Origin of the sequence: Mesorhizobium sp. M2A.F.Ca.ET.067.02.1.1, from assembly GCF_004023285.1 — a bacterium.
In the GTDB taxonomy this organism is placed as follows: domain Bacteria; phylum Pseudomonadota; class Alphaproteobacteria; order Rhizobiales; family Rhizobiaceae; genus Mesorhizobium.
The window spans coordinates 1-12,881 of sequence record NZ_RZSB01000080.1 but is presented as its reverse complement, the minus strand read 5'-3'; the positions used below and the strand labels follow the sequence as shown (position 1 = coordinate 12,881).

General features: G+C 62.5%; 14 protein-coding genes and 1 pseudogene. 8 read left to right on the top strand and 7 right to left on the bottom strand.

The window, feature by feature from the left end; all coding sequences use genetic code 11:
* Positions 1–297, top strand: a 297-nt coding sequence (locus tag EOA28_RS39540) for a hypothetical protein (protein WP_210214930.1), incomplete at its 5' end; no start/stop codon positions are given.
* 86 nt (positions 298–383) lie between these two features.
* Here EOA28_RS39540 and EOA28_RS09370 read toward each other — a convergent pair.
* The 4 genes from EOA28_RS09370 to EOA28_RS09355 form a co-directional block, all read right to left on the bottom strand.
* Positions 384–692: a hypothetical protein gene (locus tag EOA28_RS09370; RefSeq protein ID WP_126062605.1), complete on the bottom strand. Its 309-nt coding sequence runs from the start codon at positions 690–692 to the stop codon at positions 384–386.
* Positions 693–855: 163 nt separating this feature from the next.
* Complete coding sequence (locus EOA28_RS09365; RefSeq protein WP_128314830.1) at positions 856–1,059, bottom strand: hypothetical protein; 204 nt, start codon at positions 1,057–1,059, stop codon at positions 856–858.
* Positions 1,060–1,112: 53 nt separating this feature from the next.
* Positions 1,113–3,104 (bottom strand): protein-L-isoaspartate(D-aspartate) O-methyltransferase, encoded by a 1,992-nt coding sequence (locus EOA28_RS09360; RefSeq protein ID WP_127251938.1) that lies wholly within the window; start codon positions 3,102–3,104, stop codon positions 1,113–1,115.
* Positions 3,105–3,116: 12 nt separating this feature from the next.
* Positions 3,117–4,877: a thiamine pyrophosphate-dependent enzyme gene (locus EOA28_RS09355; protein WP_127251939.1), complete on the bottom strand. Its 1,761-nt coding sequence runs from the start codon at positions 4,875–4,877 to the stop codon at positions 3,117–3,119.
* Positions 4,878–5,023: 146 nt separating this feature from the next.
* On the opposite strand from EOA28_RS09355, the gene EOA28_RS09350 reads away from it, so the two are divergent.
* The 4 genes from EOA28_RS09350 (at position 5,024) to EOA28_RS41125 (ending at position 9,179) form a co-directional block, all read left to right on the top strand.
* A complete protein-coding gene (locus EOA28_RS09350; protein ID WP_127251940.1) occupies positions 5,024–5,920 on the top strand; it encodes an alpha/beta hydrolase in 897 nt (298 codons plus the stop codon).
* Between the two features lie 235 nt (positions 5,921–6,155).
* A complete protein-coding gene (locus EOA28_RS09345) occupies positions 6,156–6,344 on the top strand; it encodes a hypothetical protein (protein ID WP_126079171.1) in 189 nt (62 codons plus the stop codon).
* Between the two features lie 350 nt (positions 6,345–6,694).
* Complete coding sequence (locus tag EOA28_RS09340; RefSeq protein ID WP_127251941.1) at positions 6,695–8,809, top strand: catalase; 2,115 nt, start codon at positions 6,695–6,697, stop codon at positions 8,807–8,809.
* Positions 8,810–9,038: 229 nt separating this feature from the next.
* Positions 9,039–9,179 carry a hypothetical protein gene (locus EOA28_RS41125; protein WP_348527533.1) on the top strand — a complete coding sequence of 47 codons (141 nt, stop codon included), beginning with the start codon at positions 9,039–9,041 and terminating at the stop codon, positions 9,177–9,179.
* 149 nt (positions 9,180–9,328) lie between these two features.
* On the opposite strand, the gene EOA28_RS09330 is transcribed toward EOA28_RS41125, so the two are convergent.
* Genes EOA28_RS09330 through EOA28_RS09320 form a run of 3 tightly spaced genes read right to left on the bottom strand, consistent with a single transcriptional unit; the run spans position 9,329 to position 10,942 of the window.
* Positions 9,329–9,541, bottom strand: coding sequence for a hypothetical protein (locus tag EOA28_RS09330; protein ID WP_042647292.1), 213 nt, complete (start codon positions 9,539–9,541; stop codon positions 9,329–9,331).
* A 58-nt stretch (positions 9,542–9,599) separates the two neighbouring features.
* Entirely contained in the window at positions 9,600–10,199 is a 600-nt protein-coding gene (locus tag EOA28_RS09325) for a hypothetical protein (protein ID WP_127251942.1), read from the bottom strand.
* Positions 10,200–10,213: 14 nt separating this feature from the next.
* Positions 10,214–10,942 (bottom strand): DUF4142 domain-containing protein, encoded by a 729-nt coding sequence (locus EOA28_RS09320; protein ID WP_126079166.1) that lies wholly within the window; start codon positions 10,940–10,942, stop codon positions 10,214–10,216.
* A gap of 230 nt (positions 10,943–11,172) precedes the next feature.
* Between EOA28_RS09320 and EOA28_RS09315 the strand changes: the two genes are divergently transcribed.
* The 3 genes and pseudogenes from EOA28_RS09315 to EOA28_RS09305 all read left to right on the top strand — a co-directional run.
* The gene (locus EOA28_RS09315) at positions 11,173–11,550 is read left to right on the top strand and encodes a hypothetical protein (protein WP_127250831.1); all 378 of its coding nucleotides are present in this window, start codon (positions 11,173–11,175) and stop codon (positions 11,548–11,550) included.
* A 12-nt stretch (positions 11,551–11,562) separates the two neighbouring features.
* Positions 11,563–12,159, top strand: a complete 597-nt coding sequence (locus tag EOA28_RS09310) for an isochorismatase family cysteine hydrolase (protein WP_245463192.1) — start codon at positions 11,563–11,565, stop codon at positions 12,157–12,159.
* Between the two features lie 397 nt (positions 12,160–12,556).
* Positions 12,557–12,881, top strand: a pseudogene (locus EOA28_RS09305) (hypothetical protein); the annotation flags it as partial.

The following is a 12,881-nucleotide window of genomic DNA, read 5'->3' as shown; positions in this document are numbered from 1 at the left end:
CCTCTGACGGCAAGCGTCCTGGCGAGCCTCCTTTGCGTCCCGGCATCGGCGCATCAGGCGCCGGCGGGCTGGCAGTATGACCCTTCCTGCTGCTCTGGGGTGGATTGCTACCAGGCGCCGCCTTCGGACGTGAAGGAAACGAAGTATGGCTACCAGCTTTCGACCGGCGAGCTGATCCCATACAGCGACCACCGGATAAAGCGATCGCGCGACGAAAACTTTCACGAATGCAAGCCGGGTGGCGATATGAAGTCGCAGCACTCCTTCTGCCTCTATGTCCCCGACCGCGGCATGTAGTGGGAAGTGCTCTAGCACGCGATCGCCCAAGAAGATGGGCCCGCTTCTGAGAAAGGCGGGCCCTTCGGCGTGAACGGGCTCCAGGCTTACTTGTTGCAGTTCTGCATATTGGATGTGGTGTTGCCGGTAGCGGTATTGTTGTCCGTGTCGTTGCCGGCCGCGTCCTTGCAGCGGTCGTTTGCGCCGTTGGACTTGGTGCTGTTCGTGCTGTTGGTGGCGTTTGGATCGATCGTGCCGTTGCTGCTGCCCGTGCCTGTTGCGGCGCCGGTGCCAGTGGTGCCTGTGGTTGCGCCGGTGCCGTTGGTGCCGTCCCCGGTGCCCGAGCCGCTGGTTTGGGCCATCGCGGAAGTCGCCAGAACAATTGCAAGTACCGATGCGGAAAGAAGTTTGATCATGGTAATAATCTCCTGTTGATCGCCTGATTGCGATTAGAATCAACAAGAAATGCGCCCGGATGTTCCAAAGGTCGCTGATCGGGTGCGGATTTTGTTGATCAATGTTGATGTATGCCGGAAAAATTTAACGATTATACTATGTTGATCGGTGTTGTTTCTGGATTTACTTGTTCGTGCGAACCTTCTGACGCGGGTTGATGCCACCCGCCTCGGTGGTGTCATTCTCGACATCACCTTCGACAGTGTTCTCGCCGTGCTCCAGCTCGTCGCCTTCCTTGATGGTGCCCTTGGAGGTTCCAATGCCGGGATCATTGCCCAGATCGGCATCGCTCGGTTTTTTCGATTTCGGGTGCTGGTTTCCGCTCATGGTCGTTCCTCGTTATGTCTTTCGAACCGGAAGCGGCGCGGAATGTTCCGGCGTCAGACGCCGAACGGATAGGTTTCGGGCATTCCTTCAGCGGCGTGTTCGGGTCCGAGCGGCGTAACCGCGCTGGTCTCGTCGAACCAGACAAGGGCATCGAATTGCCGCGCCAGAGAAGCGTCGGCATAGTGGCTGTGCAGTTCGGTTTCCGGCCGGTAGATCACGCCGATGAACCGTTCCAGGCGGCGTTCGGTCAGCCGGTCGCGCAGCTTCGGGTCGCGTGCCAGGTCAAGCAGGAACCGGTCGATGCCGGCTTCGTGGCAGAGCCGCTCGTAGCTGTCCTCGCGCGATGGCCGCACCGACTTGATTTCCATCTCGCCGTCCCAGTCGTTCGCCGCCGCGACAGTGCCGGTGTGCGTGCCGAAACCGATGAGAGCCGCGGCATCGCCGAAGCGCTGCCGGCAGAGCTGACCGATATTCACTTCCTCGCGCGAGATTCCCATTTCGGTGTAACGCGCATCGCCTATGTGGGAATTGTGCGCCCATACGACGGCTTTTGCGTTCGGGCCATGCGCATCCAGCACATGGCCCAGCGTCTCGAACATATGCGTGTCGCGCAGATTCCAGGAGTGCGGTCCGCCATAATACATGACGCGGTAATACTGCTCCGCCGAAGCGACGAGCCGGGCATTCTGCGCGGCGTCGAACAGTTCCTCGCCGCCCCGGCCGGCATGATCGAGTTGCCTCGCCAGCATGTCGCGGCACTGCTCGAGGACCGCTTCCTCGCATTCGCGGTAGCCCTTGGTCAGCGCGGCGCGGCCGTAGGTCGACGGCTCGGTCTGCCACGGCGTAAGGCAGCCATAGCGTTCCCGCGCAACCCTTGCCGCTTCCGGGTCGACGCGGTCGAGATACTCCAGGACGGCGGCGATCGAACCGCGCATGTTGTAGATGTCGAGGCCGTAGAGACCTGCTTGCGGCTGCAGCGCCTTGACCTTGTCATTGTGCTTGCGCAGCCATTCCACGAATGCCGCGACATCGGTGTTGCGCCACATCCAGCTTGGAAAGCGCTGGAACGGCCGATTGGCGCCGGGCGAGGCGCCGCGGCCGCGGACATAGCGGTCGATGGCCGCTGCATCGGGCCAGTCGGCCTCGACCGCGACGATGGCGAAGCCGTGCCTCTCGATCAGCCTTTTGGTGATTGCCGCGCGCGCCCGGTAGAATTCGGAGGTGCCGTGGCTGGATTCGCCGAGCAGGACGATCCGCCGGTCCGCGAAACGGTCGAACGGTTCGGCAAACGCCGGGTCGTCGAAGTCGGGAAGCGGCTCCGCGACCGCGGCGATCATTTCCGGCAGGCTGCGTTTGCGCGCCAGTGGCGTCGTGGGGACAGTCGCCGGGCGGCTTTCCTCCCGCCAGCCCTGTTCGCCGATCAACGGGACGAAGCGCACGCCGCCGAAATCCTCCTCGCTATAGGTCGATGCGCCCGTGCGGGTCACCTTAAGCAGCCGCTGCTCGTCGGGATCGTCGCCCACCGGAATGACCAGCCTGCCGCCGACGTCGAGCTGCTGCTGCAAGGCCAGCGGTGCGCCCGGTCCGCTCGCCGCCACCACGATGGCGTCGAAGGGTGCTGCTTCGGGCCAGCCTTTGGTGCCGTCGCCGATCCGCACTTCGATGTTGCCGTAGCCTAGTCTTTGAAAGCGTCGCCGTGCGTCCTCGGCCAGTGGCGCGTGGCGTTCGATCGTGTAGACATGGTCGACGACGCGGCTCATGACGGCGGCGGCGTAGCCTGATCCCGTGCCGACTTCGAGCACCTGGTCGCCTGGGCCGATTTCCGACATCTCCAGCATGAAGGCAACGATGTAAGGCTGCGATATCGTCTGTCCTTCCGCGATCGGCAGCGGTCCGTCCTCATAGGCGAATTCCTCATAGCCTGGGCCCACGAAGACTTCGCGCGGAACCTCCCGCATCGCCGCCAGGACTTCCCGATCATGGATGCCGCGCCGGCCAAGATGCACATCGACCATCCGTCGACGCTCACGGGAAAGATCAAGCATCGCAATCCCCTTCTATTCGCCCGCCTCCATCATCGTCCTGGCAGGCTCCCGAGCGACGTTTTCCTCGATCTCATCGTGGCCTGGAGTCTGCGGCAGCGCCTTGCGGAAGTTCTTGGCGTAATCGGGCGGCATTTTTGGCGGCATCATCGGCTCGTAGGCGTCGACCAGCGCCTCGATGATCACCGGCCCGCTGGTGGCGAAAGCCTGGTCGAGCACGCGCTCGACCTCCTCCGCCCGCTCGATGCTGAAGCCTTTTCCGCCCATCGCCTCGGCGGCCTTGGCGAAATCGATCGGCTGCAATTCGCAGCCGAATTGCGGGTTGCCGAGGAACATCATCTGCTCCCAGGCGATCTGGTTCAGCATGTTGTTCTTGATGACCAGGACTTTCAGCGGAATGCCGTAGCGCACCGCCGTGGAAAACTCGCCGAGCTGCATGGCGAGACCGCCGTCGCCTACGATCGCCGTGACCGGCCGGCCCGGAAAGGCGATGCCGCCCGCGATCGCATAGCTCAAACCGCAGGACATGGAGGCGAGCGCGCCCGAAACGCCGAAAGCCTGTCCCGCGCGGAGATCGACATGGCGCGCGGCAAGTTCCGTGTTCTGGCCGGAATCGGTCGCCAGCACCGTATTCTCGGCAAGGCGCTCGCCGAAGGCGCGCACGACGCGTTGCGGCTTGAGCGGATGGGCCAAGCCATCTTCCGACTGGCGCATCATCTCGCGCCATTTCTGCATCGAGCTCTGCGCGGTCGCCAGGAATGCGCCGTCGCCCTTCTGCTTCAGCCGCTTGTTGAGGGCGCGCAAGGTCTCCGCCGCATCGCCGACCAGACCGGCCTCGACCGGGAAGCGAAGGCCGATGCGCTGCGCGTCGCAATCGATCTGGACGCCACGGGCTTTGCCAGGCTGCGGATAGTACTCGATATAGGGGAAGGTCGAGCCGACGATGAGGACGGCGTCGCACGTCTCCATCGCCTCCTGCGATGGCAAGGTGCCCAGAATGCCGATGCCGCCCGTGGTGTAGGGATGGTCGTCCGGCAGCACCGCCTTGCCAAGCAAGGCCTTGACGATCGGCGCCTGCAGCAACCGGGCCGTTTCTTCGAGCTCGGCCGCCGCCCCGATCGCTCCGCGCCCCGCCAGGATCGCCACGCGCCGCGCGTCGTTGAGGATTGCCGCCGCTTTGTCCAGCTCCACATCCTGCGCGAGGCAATGCGGAGCGAACATGTCTTGCGGCGTGTGCGCCGGCCGGTTGCGCTTGGATCGCTTGGCCGCGTCGGCGGGCTGTTCCTGGATATCGCTGGCGATCGAGAGATGCGCGACGCCCTTGCGGGCGAGCGCCGTGCGGCAGGCGAGGCTTGCCACGTTTTCCATATGCGCCGCGTCCGAGACCTGGACGTTGTAGTCGCTGACGTCGTTGAAGACGCGGGTAAGATCGACATCCTGCTGCGTGAAAGTCTCGATCAGGTCATGGAACTGCATGCCGGTGATCGCCAGCACCGGCGCCTGGTCGAGCTTGGCGTCGTAGAGGCCGGTGAGAAGATGCGTGCCGCCGGGCCCGGATGTTGCGAGGCACACCCCGAGCTTCCCTGTCCATTTGGCGTAGGCGCAAGCCATGAACGCAGCCGATTCCTCGTGCCGCACCTGGACGAAGGATATCCTGTCCTGGTTCTTGCGCAGCGCTTCCATGACGCCGTTTATGCCGTCGCCAGGCAACCCGAACACGACTTCGACGTTCCAGGCAATCAAGGTGTCGACGAGAATTTCGGCTGCATTTTGCATGGCGAGGCTCCGCTGTTGGCTTTCCGAACCAGCGAGGCTGCGGTTGGTTCCCTCGCCGGATCGAGGCGGCTCATGGCCAAAAGCAATGAACCCGATTGCGCAGGGTTGGGCCGCCACGGCAGTGTGATGGCCCTGAGGAGGCGTCCATGGAAGAACCTGTTTTCTGCGATACTTCGCTTTTGCGGGTCGCCTATCTGAGCGGTGGATCCGAGGATGGACCGTCTGTGCTGCTCCTCCATGGTTGGCCGGATGATGCGACGACTTTTGCGGATGTGGCGCCATCGCTTCAGGCCGCGGGCTTCCGAACCTTCGCGCCATGGCTGCGCGGATTTGGGAAGACCTCGTTCCACTCCGATGAAACGATGCGCTCAGGCGAGATCGCCGCCATGGCGCAGGACGCGCTCGACTTTGCCGACGCCATCGGCCTCGAACGGTTCGCGGTTGTCGGCCATGACTGGGGCGCGCGTATCGCCTATCTGCTCGCCTCCGTCTTTCCGCAGCGCATAACATGCTGCGCGGCGCTTTCGCTGGGGTGGCAGCCCGGCCCGCCTCCGACGCCGCCTTTGGAGCAGACGAAAGCCTTCTGGTATCAGTGGTTCATGGCGACCGGGCGCGGCGAAGAGTTCGTGCGGCAGCACGGTCGCTCCTTCGCGCGTTTCCAGTGGGACAGTTGGAGTCCCCCAGGCTGGTTCGACGACGCGCTGTTCGAACGGGTGGCGAGGTCCTTCGAAAATCCCGACTGGCCGGATGTCACGCTGCATTCCTATCGCGTGCGCTGGGGCGAGGCGGATCCCGACCCGCGCTATGCTGAACTTGCGCGCAAGCAAATTGAGGCGGAGGTCATCTCGGTGCCGACATTGGTCCTTCATGGCGACGACGATCGCATCGTTCTGCCGGATTCCTCCGAAGGCAAGGAGCCGTATTTTACCGCCGGTTATGAGCGTGTGCTCCTGCCGGGTGTCGGTCATTTCCCGACGAGGGAAGCTCCTAGCCAGGTCCGGGAGAGGCTGGAGAGATTCCTGGTCGACTTCGGCAGGCAATAAAGCATGTCTCCCGAAAGTGGGAACCGGTTTCGGGATAAAGACATGCGTAAGATCAAAAAACCTAAAGCGCATGGAGCGAATCTGAAAGATCGCGACGCGCTTTAGGCGACGTCGACTTCCGGGTTCGGGAAAGCTGCATCGAAGGGAGGTTCGTCGGTCCGGCGGAGAAGCGAAGCAGGAACCTTTTTTCTGTCAGTGGGTTAGTGGAGGCATTAACCCATGTTAGGGCGCGGCCGTGGCACGGAAGGTTCGTGAAGCACTGAGATCGGAACAGACGCTGTCCGAGACGACAACGCCGGAACGCGAGACGACCGTCGCGTTGGAGGCGCTGGGATCCAAGGAAGCGCCTTCCCGAATGCTGGAATTGGCGCGAAAGCTGGACGCCGCGATCGCGTTGCGTGCGCGCAAGGCCCGTCCCAATTGATTTCAACTGACGACGCTCTGATCGCGCCGACCCGGAACAATCAGGGCCGGCATCCGTTCGCCTGTGAAACCCTCCATGGGCAATCGGATGAAAAGCCTGATTCAAAGCCTGATGGCCGAGTTCCTGCCGCGCTGGTGGCGCCGAAAATCTCGCATCCCTGCGCCGCGAGAGATGCCCGTGCGTGCATCGTCGCGGGTAACGCCGGACCGTTCCCAGGAAAGCGGGGCAGGGGATGGGTCGGACGCCGTTCAAAAATAGTTCGAGCTGGGGATGCCCGCTCCACCGGCTGGAACATTCGCCCTGATTGCTCGTTCGGCAACATCATTCAGCGAGCACAAGGGACACCGACAATGCCGAAGAAAGCTTCCCCGGCCGACGCTACAGCCGTGGCTGAGATTCATGACCAGAAACTTGTCCGCGGCAGTGGCGGCGAGCTGCATCAGGTGGCCGAAGGCGAGGTCGAGGTGCAGACGACGGCGCTTGGCGCGCCGATCGCGGATGACCACAACACGTTGAAGATCGGCGACCGCGGTCCCACGCTGATCGAGGATTTTCATTTCCGCGAAAAGATCTTCCATTTCGATCATGAGCGTATCCCCGAGCGCGTCGTCCACGCGCGCGGCTACGGCGCCCATGGCTTCTTCGAGACGTATGAGTCGCTCGCCAAGTACACCAAGGCCGATATCTTCCAGCGGCCCGGCGAAAAGACACCCGCCTTCGTTCGTTTCTCGACCGTCGCCGGCAGCAAGGGGTCCTTCGACCTGGCGCGGGATGTGCGGGGCTTCTCCGTGAAGCTCTATACCAAGGAGGGCAATTGGGACCTCGTCGGCAACAACATCCCGGTCTTCTTCATCCAGGATGCGATCAGGTTTCCGGATATGGTCCATGCCGTGAAAGAGGAACCGGACAGGGCGTTCCCCCAGGCCCAATCCGCGCATGACAATTTCTGGGATTTTATCTCGCTCACGCCGGAATCGATGCACATGATCATGTGGATCATGTCCGATCGCGCCATCCCCCGGTCGTTCCGGTTCATGCAGGGCTTCGGCGTGCACACGTTCCGTCTCGTCAACGCCAAGGATGAATCGACCTTCGTCAAATTCATCTGGAAGCCGAAGCTGGGCATGCAGTCGGTGGTCTGGAACGAAGCCGTGAAGATCAACGGCGCCGATCCCGATTTCCACCGCCGCGACCTCTGGAACGCCATCCAGTCGGGCGATTTTCCGGAGTGGGAGCTCTGCGTCCAGCTCTTCGACCAGGATTTCGCCGACAGTTTCGACTTCGACATCCTCGATCCGACCAAGATCATTCCCGAGGAGATCATCGAGCCGATCCCGGTCGGGCGGCTTGTCCTCGATCGCATGCCTGAGAACTTCTTCGCCGAGACCGAACAGGTTGCCTTCATGACGCAGAACGTGCCGCCTGGCATCGATTTTTCCAACGATCCCCTGCTGCAGGGACGCAACTTCTCCTATCTCGACACGCAGCTCAAGCGCCTGGGCAGCCCCAACTTCACCCACCTTCCCATCAACGCGCCGAAATGTCCCTTCCATCATTTCCAGCAGGACGGTCAAATGGCGATGCGCAATCCCGCCGGCCGCGCCAACTATCAGCCGAATTCCTGGGGCGAGGGGCCGCGTGAGTCACCCGAGCGGGGCTTCCGCTCCTTTGCCGATGCGGAGGAGGGGCAGAAGGTCCGGCTGCGGGCGGAGAGCTTCGCCGATCACTACAGCCAGGCCCGGCAATTCTTCATCAGCCAGACCGAGCCTGAGCAGCGTCATATCGCAATGGCTTTGACGTTCGAACTGAGCAAGGTCGAGACGCCGGTCATCCGCGAGCGGATGATCTCCCATCTGCTCAACATCGACGAGACGCTGGCGACCACGGTCGCCGACAAGCTCGGCATCAACACGATGCCGGCGCCTGCCGACGCGGCTGTGCCGACACGGGATGACCTCGAGCCGTCGCCCGCGCTCAGCATCATCAACAACGGGCCGGACAGCTTCAAGGGCCGCAAGATCGGCATGCTCGTCAGCGACGGCATCGATTCCGGCCTGCTGCAAGCGGTGCGGGATGCGGCGCAAGCCGAAGGCGCCAAAGTGGAAGTCGTGGCGCGCAGGGTGGGCGGTGTCGAGGCAGGCGATGGCAGCTGGATCGAAGCCAATCACATGATCGACGGCGGTCCTTCCGTTCTCTTCGATGCGGTTGTGCTGCTCGTTTCCGAGGAAGGCGCCGAGATGCTGTCCAGGGATGCTGCGGCAAAGGACTTCGTGTCGGACGCCTTTGCGCATCTGAAGTTCATCGGCTTCGTCGCGGGTGCCGGACCTCTGCTGGCAAGCGCCGGGGTAGCGGCCGATGCGGATGAGGGGCTCATCGAGCTCAAAGGCGGCGGCTCCGCGCGCTCATTCGTCGAGGCTTGCCGCAAGCTGCGGCTTTGGGCGAGGGAAAGTGCCGTCAAACTCTGATTGTGCGGGAACATTTCGAGCGCCTGCCGGTTCGAAAGAGATCGCCCTCCCTCCAGCGATCCAAGGTCCCATCAAGACCTGACAAGGCCCGTTGCCGCATGCAGGCAGCGGGCCTTCTCTGTCTGCCGATATTCGGTTGCGGCGAGCCTACAAAACCGGGCCCGACGGGAACAAGCGGATGCCTGCGGGGTTGCTTTCGAGAGAAGGGAACTGTCAGCAGGAGGCCGCAATGAGCGAGGCCATGACCACCTCAAATCACGAAGTATCCGAGCTTGGATCGAGGCGCGCGAAGGCCGACCTGCAGTTGTCGCGACGCCGGGGAAGGCTGCAACGCTGCGGGTCGATTTCGGCGCCGGCGACGAAGATCTGAGGCCGATCGAATGGGAGGATTTCTTCAAGGTGCTGGACGACAACAACCTGGCGTTCGTTCACCAGGACATGACCGCGGAGGGCAGCACAAGCCGTTTCAATAAGTTCGTGCCGCGCGAGTAGCCATTCGGGAGCAACGGATTTCGACTGTCACTGAGCCCCCGGCATTTTGCTGGCGTCCTGTGGATTCTTCGTGATGCCGGCAGCTGGCGAGCTATCCTGCGGCGCATTCCCGCCCTGGTTTTGTTCGGGCGTGCGTTTCCATGGCGCGGAAGACGAGCCGCTGTCGACACGAATGAAGACCCAGTAACATGCCAGCAGCACGACCAAAGTCAGTATGAGCGGCAAAACAACGCGTCGCATGCCGATTCCTTCATGGCCTTTGTCGAGGGAAACCCGATCCGAGTGTCTGGGTATCGGCTCAGGCTCCCCGCCGTCGCGCCGCCTCGCGCTCGACATCGTCAGCCGAATAATCGCCGGCGGCCGGGTCGAATGCTGTCCATCCGTCCGCTTGGTATTCACTGCGGCGGTCGGCGATGTCGACCGATGCGGAGCTGCGGAGAATTTCACGGGCTTCCGAGGCGAGGTCGTCCTCGACACGAGCCGTCACCAGCGTGCCGCCGCGGCGGACGCCCTCGGCATAGACATGCGCGTCCTGCTCCGGCACGCCGGCGTCGGTCAGGCTGCCGATGATGCCGCCGGCCGCGCCGCCCACAATCGCCCCGGCGACGGCGCCCGCGGCCGTCGCCGCCAGCCAGCCGGCCGCGACCACCGGCCCGACGCCCGGTATCGCCATGGCGCCCAGGCCCGTTGCCAGGCCGCCGGCGCCACCCACGACCGCGCCGATGCCTGCGCCGCTGGCGGCATCCTCGGCTGCGGGGGATTGCGTGTTCGTATGCCAGCCGCGGGCATTGTTGGCCATGATGCTGATGTCGGATGACGGAACGCCGGTGGACTCCAACGCGCCCACGGCGTCGGCGGCATCGTCATAGTCGTCGAACAGGGCGGTGATCGTTTGCATGTCGGTTCTCCTGTCTATTGTTGGCCGGCAAAGACGTTGCCCTGGTAGTCGAGCGCGACGGAGGTGCCCTTGCCGTCCTTCGTCGCCTGGCCGCGCCAGATGCCCTGTTCGTCCTTGGCGAGGGCGGACACGTCCGCATAGCCGGCGTCTTGGATGCGCTTCTTCGCCTGCGCTTCGGTGAAGCTGTTCGCGCCGGGGACCGGCGCGGGTGGTTTGGGCGTCGATGCCGATTTGACCGCCGGCGTGCTCGCGCTGGCGCCGGCGATCTTCTCGATCATGTCCTGATGCATCTTCAGCGTCGGCAGCGTCTCCGCCGCGAAAGATTTGAGGGCGGGATTGTCTCCATCCTTGGCGTAGGCCCCGAATAGGCCGACGGCGTCGGCATGCGCCTTACGCTGCATCTCGACGTAAGGCTGGTCCAGCGAAGCCGTCGTGCTCTGCAATCGTTCCAGATCGCTCTTATGAGCGGCATCGGATTGCGCCGGCACCTGCAGCTTCTGCTCGCCGGCGATCTTCTGCAATTTGGCGTTCGCCGCGCCGTGATCGGTGATCATGCGCTTGGCAAAATCCTTGATCTGCTGATCCTTCGCATTGTCCTGCGCGATCTTGCTCGAATCCACTTCGAACATCCCGCCTATCGCAGCCTTGTTGACGAAGGTCTGCGCGTCGTCGGCCGCGAAGGCAGGGAGGGCAAGCATCAGCGCGGCGGTCGCCGATGGGATAAGGAATATCCGCATGCTCATGGGGCAAGGCTCCTTTGGTCTTGGTGGCACCGAACCACCGTTCCGGCCCTTTGTTCCCCAACGACCTCGTTTCCATGACGTAAAAAATCGCCCGGCCGTGGCGGGGCGGGTCTTGGGTTGGATCCGCTTGGGTGCCGAAGGTGCCTGGACGACAAATCCGGCAGCGTCAGCCGCCACGCTGGCTCTGCAGCCGATGACGGCAACAAACCTCGTATCGGGCCAATCGTTCGATGAATTTTCCGGCGCACTGGCCAAAAACATCATTTGTTATTGCGACTTGGCAAATCGAGGCCGGTCGGCGCGAGCGCTTTTCGAAAAATGTGGCAAGCGCCTGCCTTGATGGAACGGAGGACTTTAGTCGGAGTTTAGCGGCAGACAACGCGATGGAGAAATCCAACATGGAATATGCTGCCGAAAATCTTTGTCCTGAAATCGCCGAACGGGAACGGTGCGCGGCCATGGCCGAGGCGCAAGCTAGGGAATTTGAACGCATCAAGATGTATCCGGTGGCACGCGCAATGCGCGCCTTGGCCTGCCGCATCAAAGAGTCCGGCCTGACACAGGAATTCGACACGCGAACTGCTTCTCGCGATATCGCCGCGATTTGAGGGTCATATGCTTTGAGCGCGCTCTCACCGATCTCGGCGAAAGCCGTCCATATTTGCGTGGACATGCAGCAGATGTTCACGCCGCCGTGGCCATGGGCGGTCGATTGGCTGCCCGTGATCCTGCCACAAGTTCAGAGGCTGGTGCGCAAGCGACCAGAAGCCACGATCTTCACCAGGTTCATCCCCGCGCGAAATCCGGGCGAGGGCCACGGCCAGTGGAAACAATATTATGAGCATTGGGCGGACATGACGATCGCAAGGGCCGGCAAGGAGGCGGTGGACCTTCTGCCCGAGCTTGCCGTCCATATCCCGCCGGCGCGCGTGTTCGACAAGCCGATCTATTCGCCGTGGCTGAGCGGCGAACTCGCTGGTGTGCTTCAGTCGGAAGGCGTCGAGGAGGTCATCGTCAGCGGCGGTGAGGCCGATATGTGCGTTTTGGCGACCCTGCTCGGCTCTATCGATCTTGGCTATCGAACGATCCTCGCGGAGGACGCCATCTGCAGCGCGTCCGATGAGGCCTATGAGAACATCCTGAAACTCTTCACCAAGCGGTACTCCCACCATGTCGAGGTCGCGCCGGTGGAGGCAATTCTCGAATGCTGGCGATAGCGGAGAGGCGGCGCCCCCGACCAGCAGACTGCTTTTCGTTCGGAACATCTCGCTACTTTCTTAGTTCGGTCGGCGCCGGCGCGTTCCGCGTCCCGAATGCGCGGTCTTGGGCAGGCGTCCTATCGAAAGGCTCGCCCGTTCACCCCCTTTGCGGGCGAGCCTTCGGTTGGTCCAAGATTTTGTGGGCCGTGATGGCGTTTGCGTCAGGCCCTGAGTTTAACAGCTGATTGAAAGAAGTAGATCAGGCGGAACGAAAGCGAGATCCAGGAATTAAATACAAGAATTCGAACACTACTTATAGGAGGACGAAATGGGACGAGGTATTCTGCTCTGGCTGCTCGGCGTTCCAATTCCGATCATCATCCTTTTGATGCTTTTTGCACGTTAGGAGCCCACGATGACCTTTTCCCCGGCCGACGAACCGGCAACGATTGAGACATCATCCTCCGCCGTCAATTGGGGGCCGATCGTGGCCGGCGCTTTTGCGGCAGCCACCTTGACCGTCATCCTCATGCTTGTCGGTTCCGGACTCGGCTTGGCGATGATGTCGCCATGGGGTAGCCCTTCCCTGACGACATTTGCGGTGTCGACCGCGGTCTGGCTCGTTATCGTGCAATGGCTGTCATCTGCGTTAGGCGGCTATGTCGCCGGGCGGCTCCGCACGAAGTGGGTCAACGTGCATACCGACGAGGTGTATTTCCGCGACACCGCGCATGGGTTCC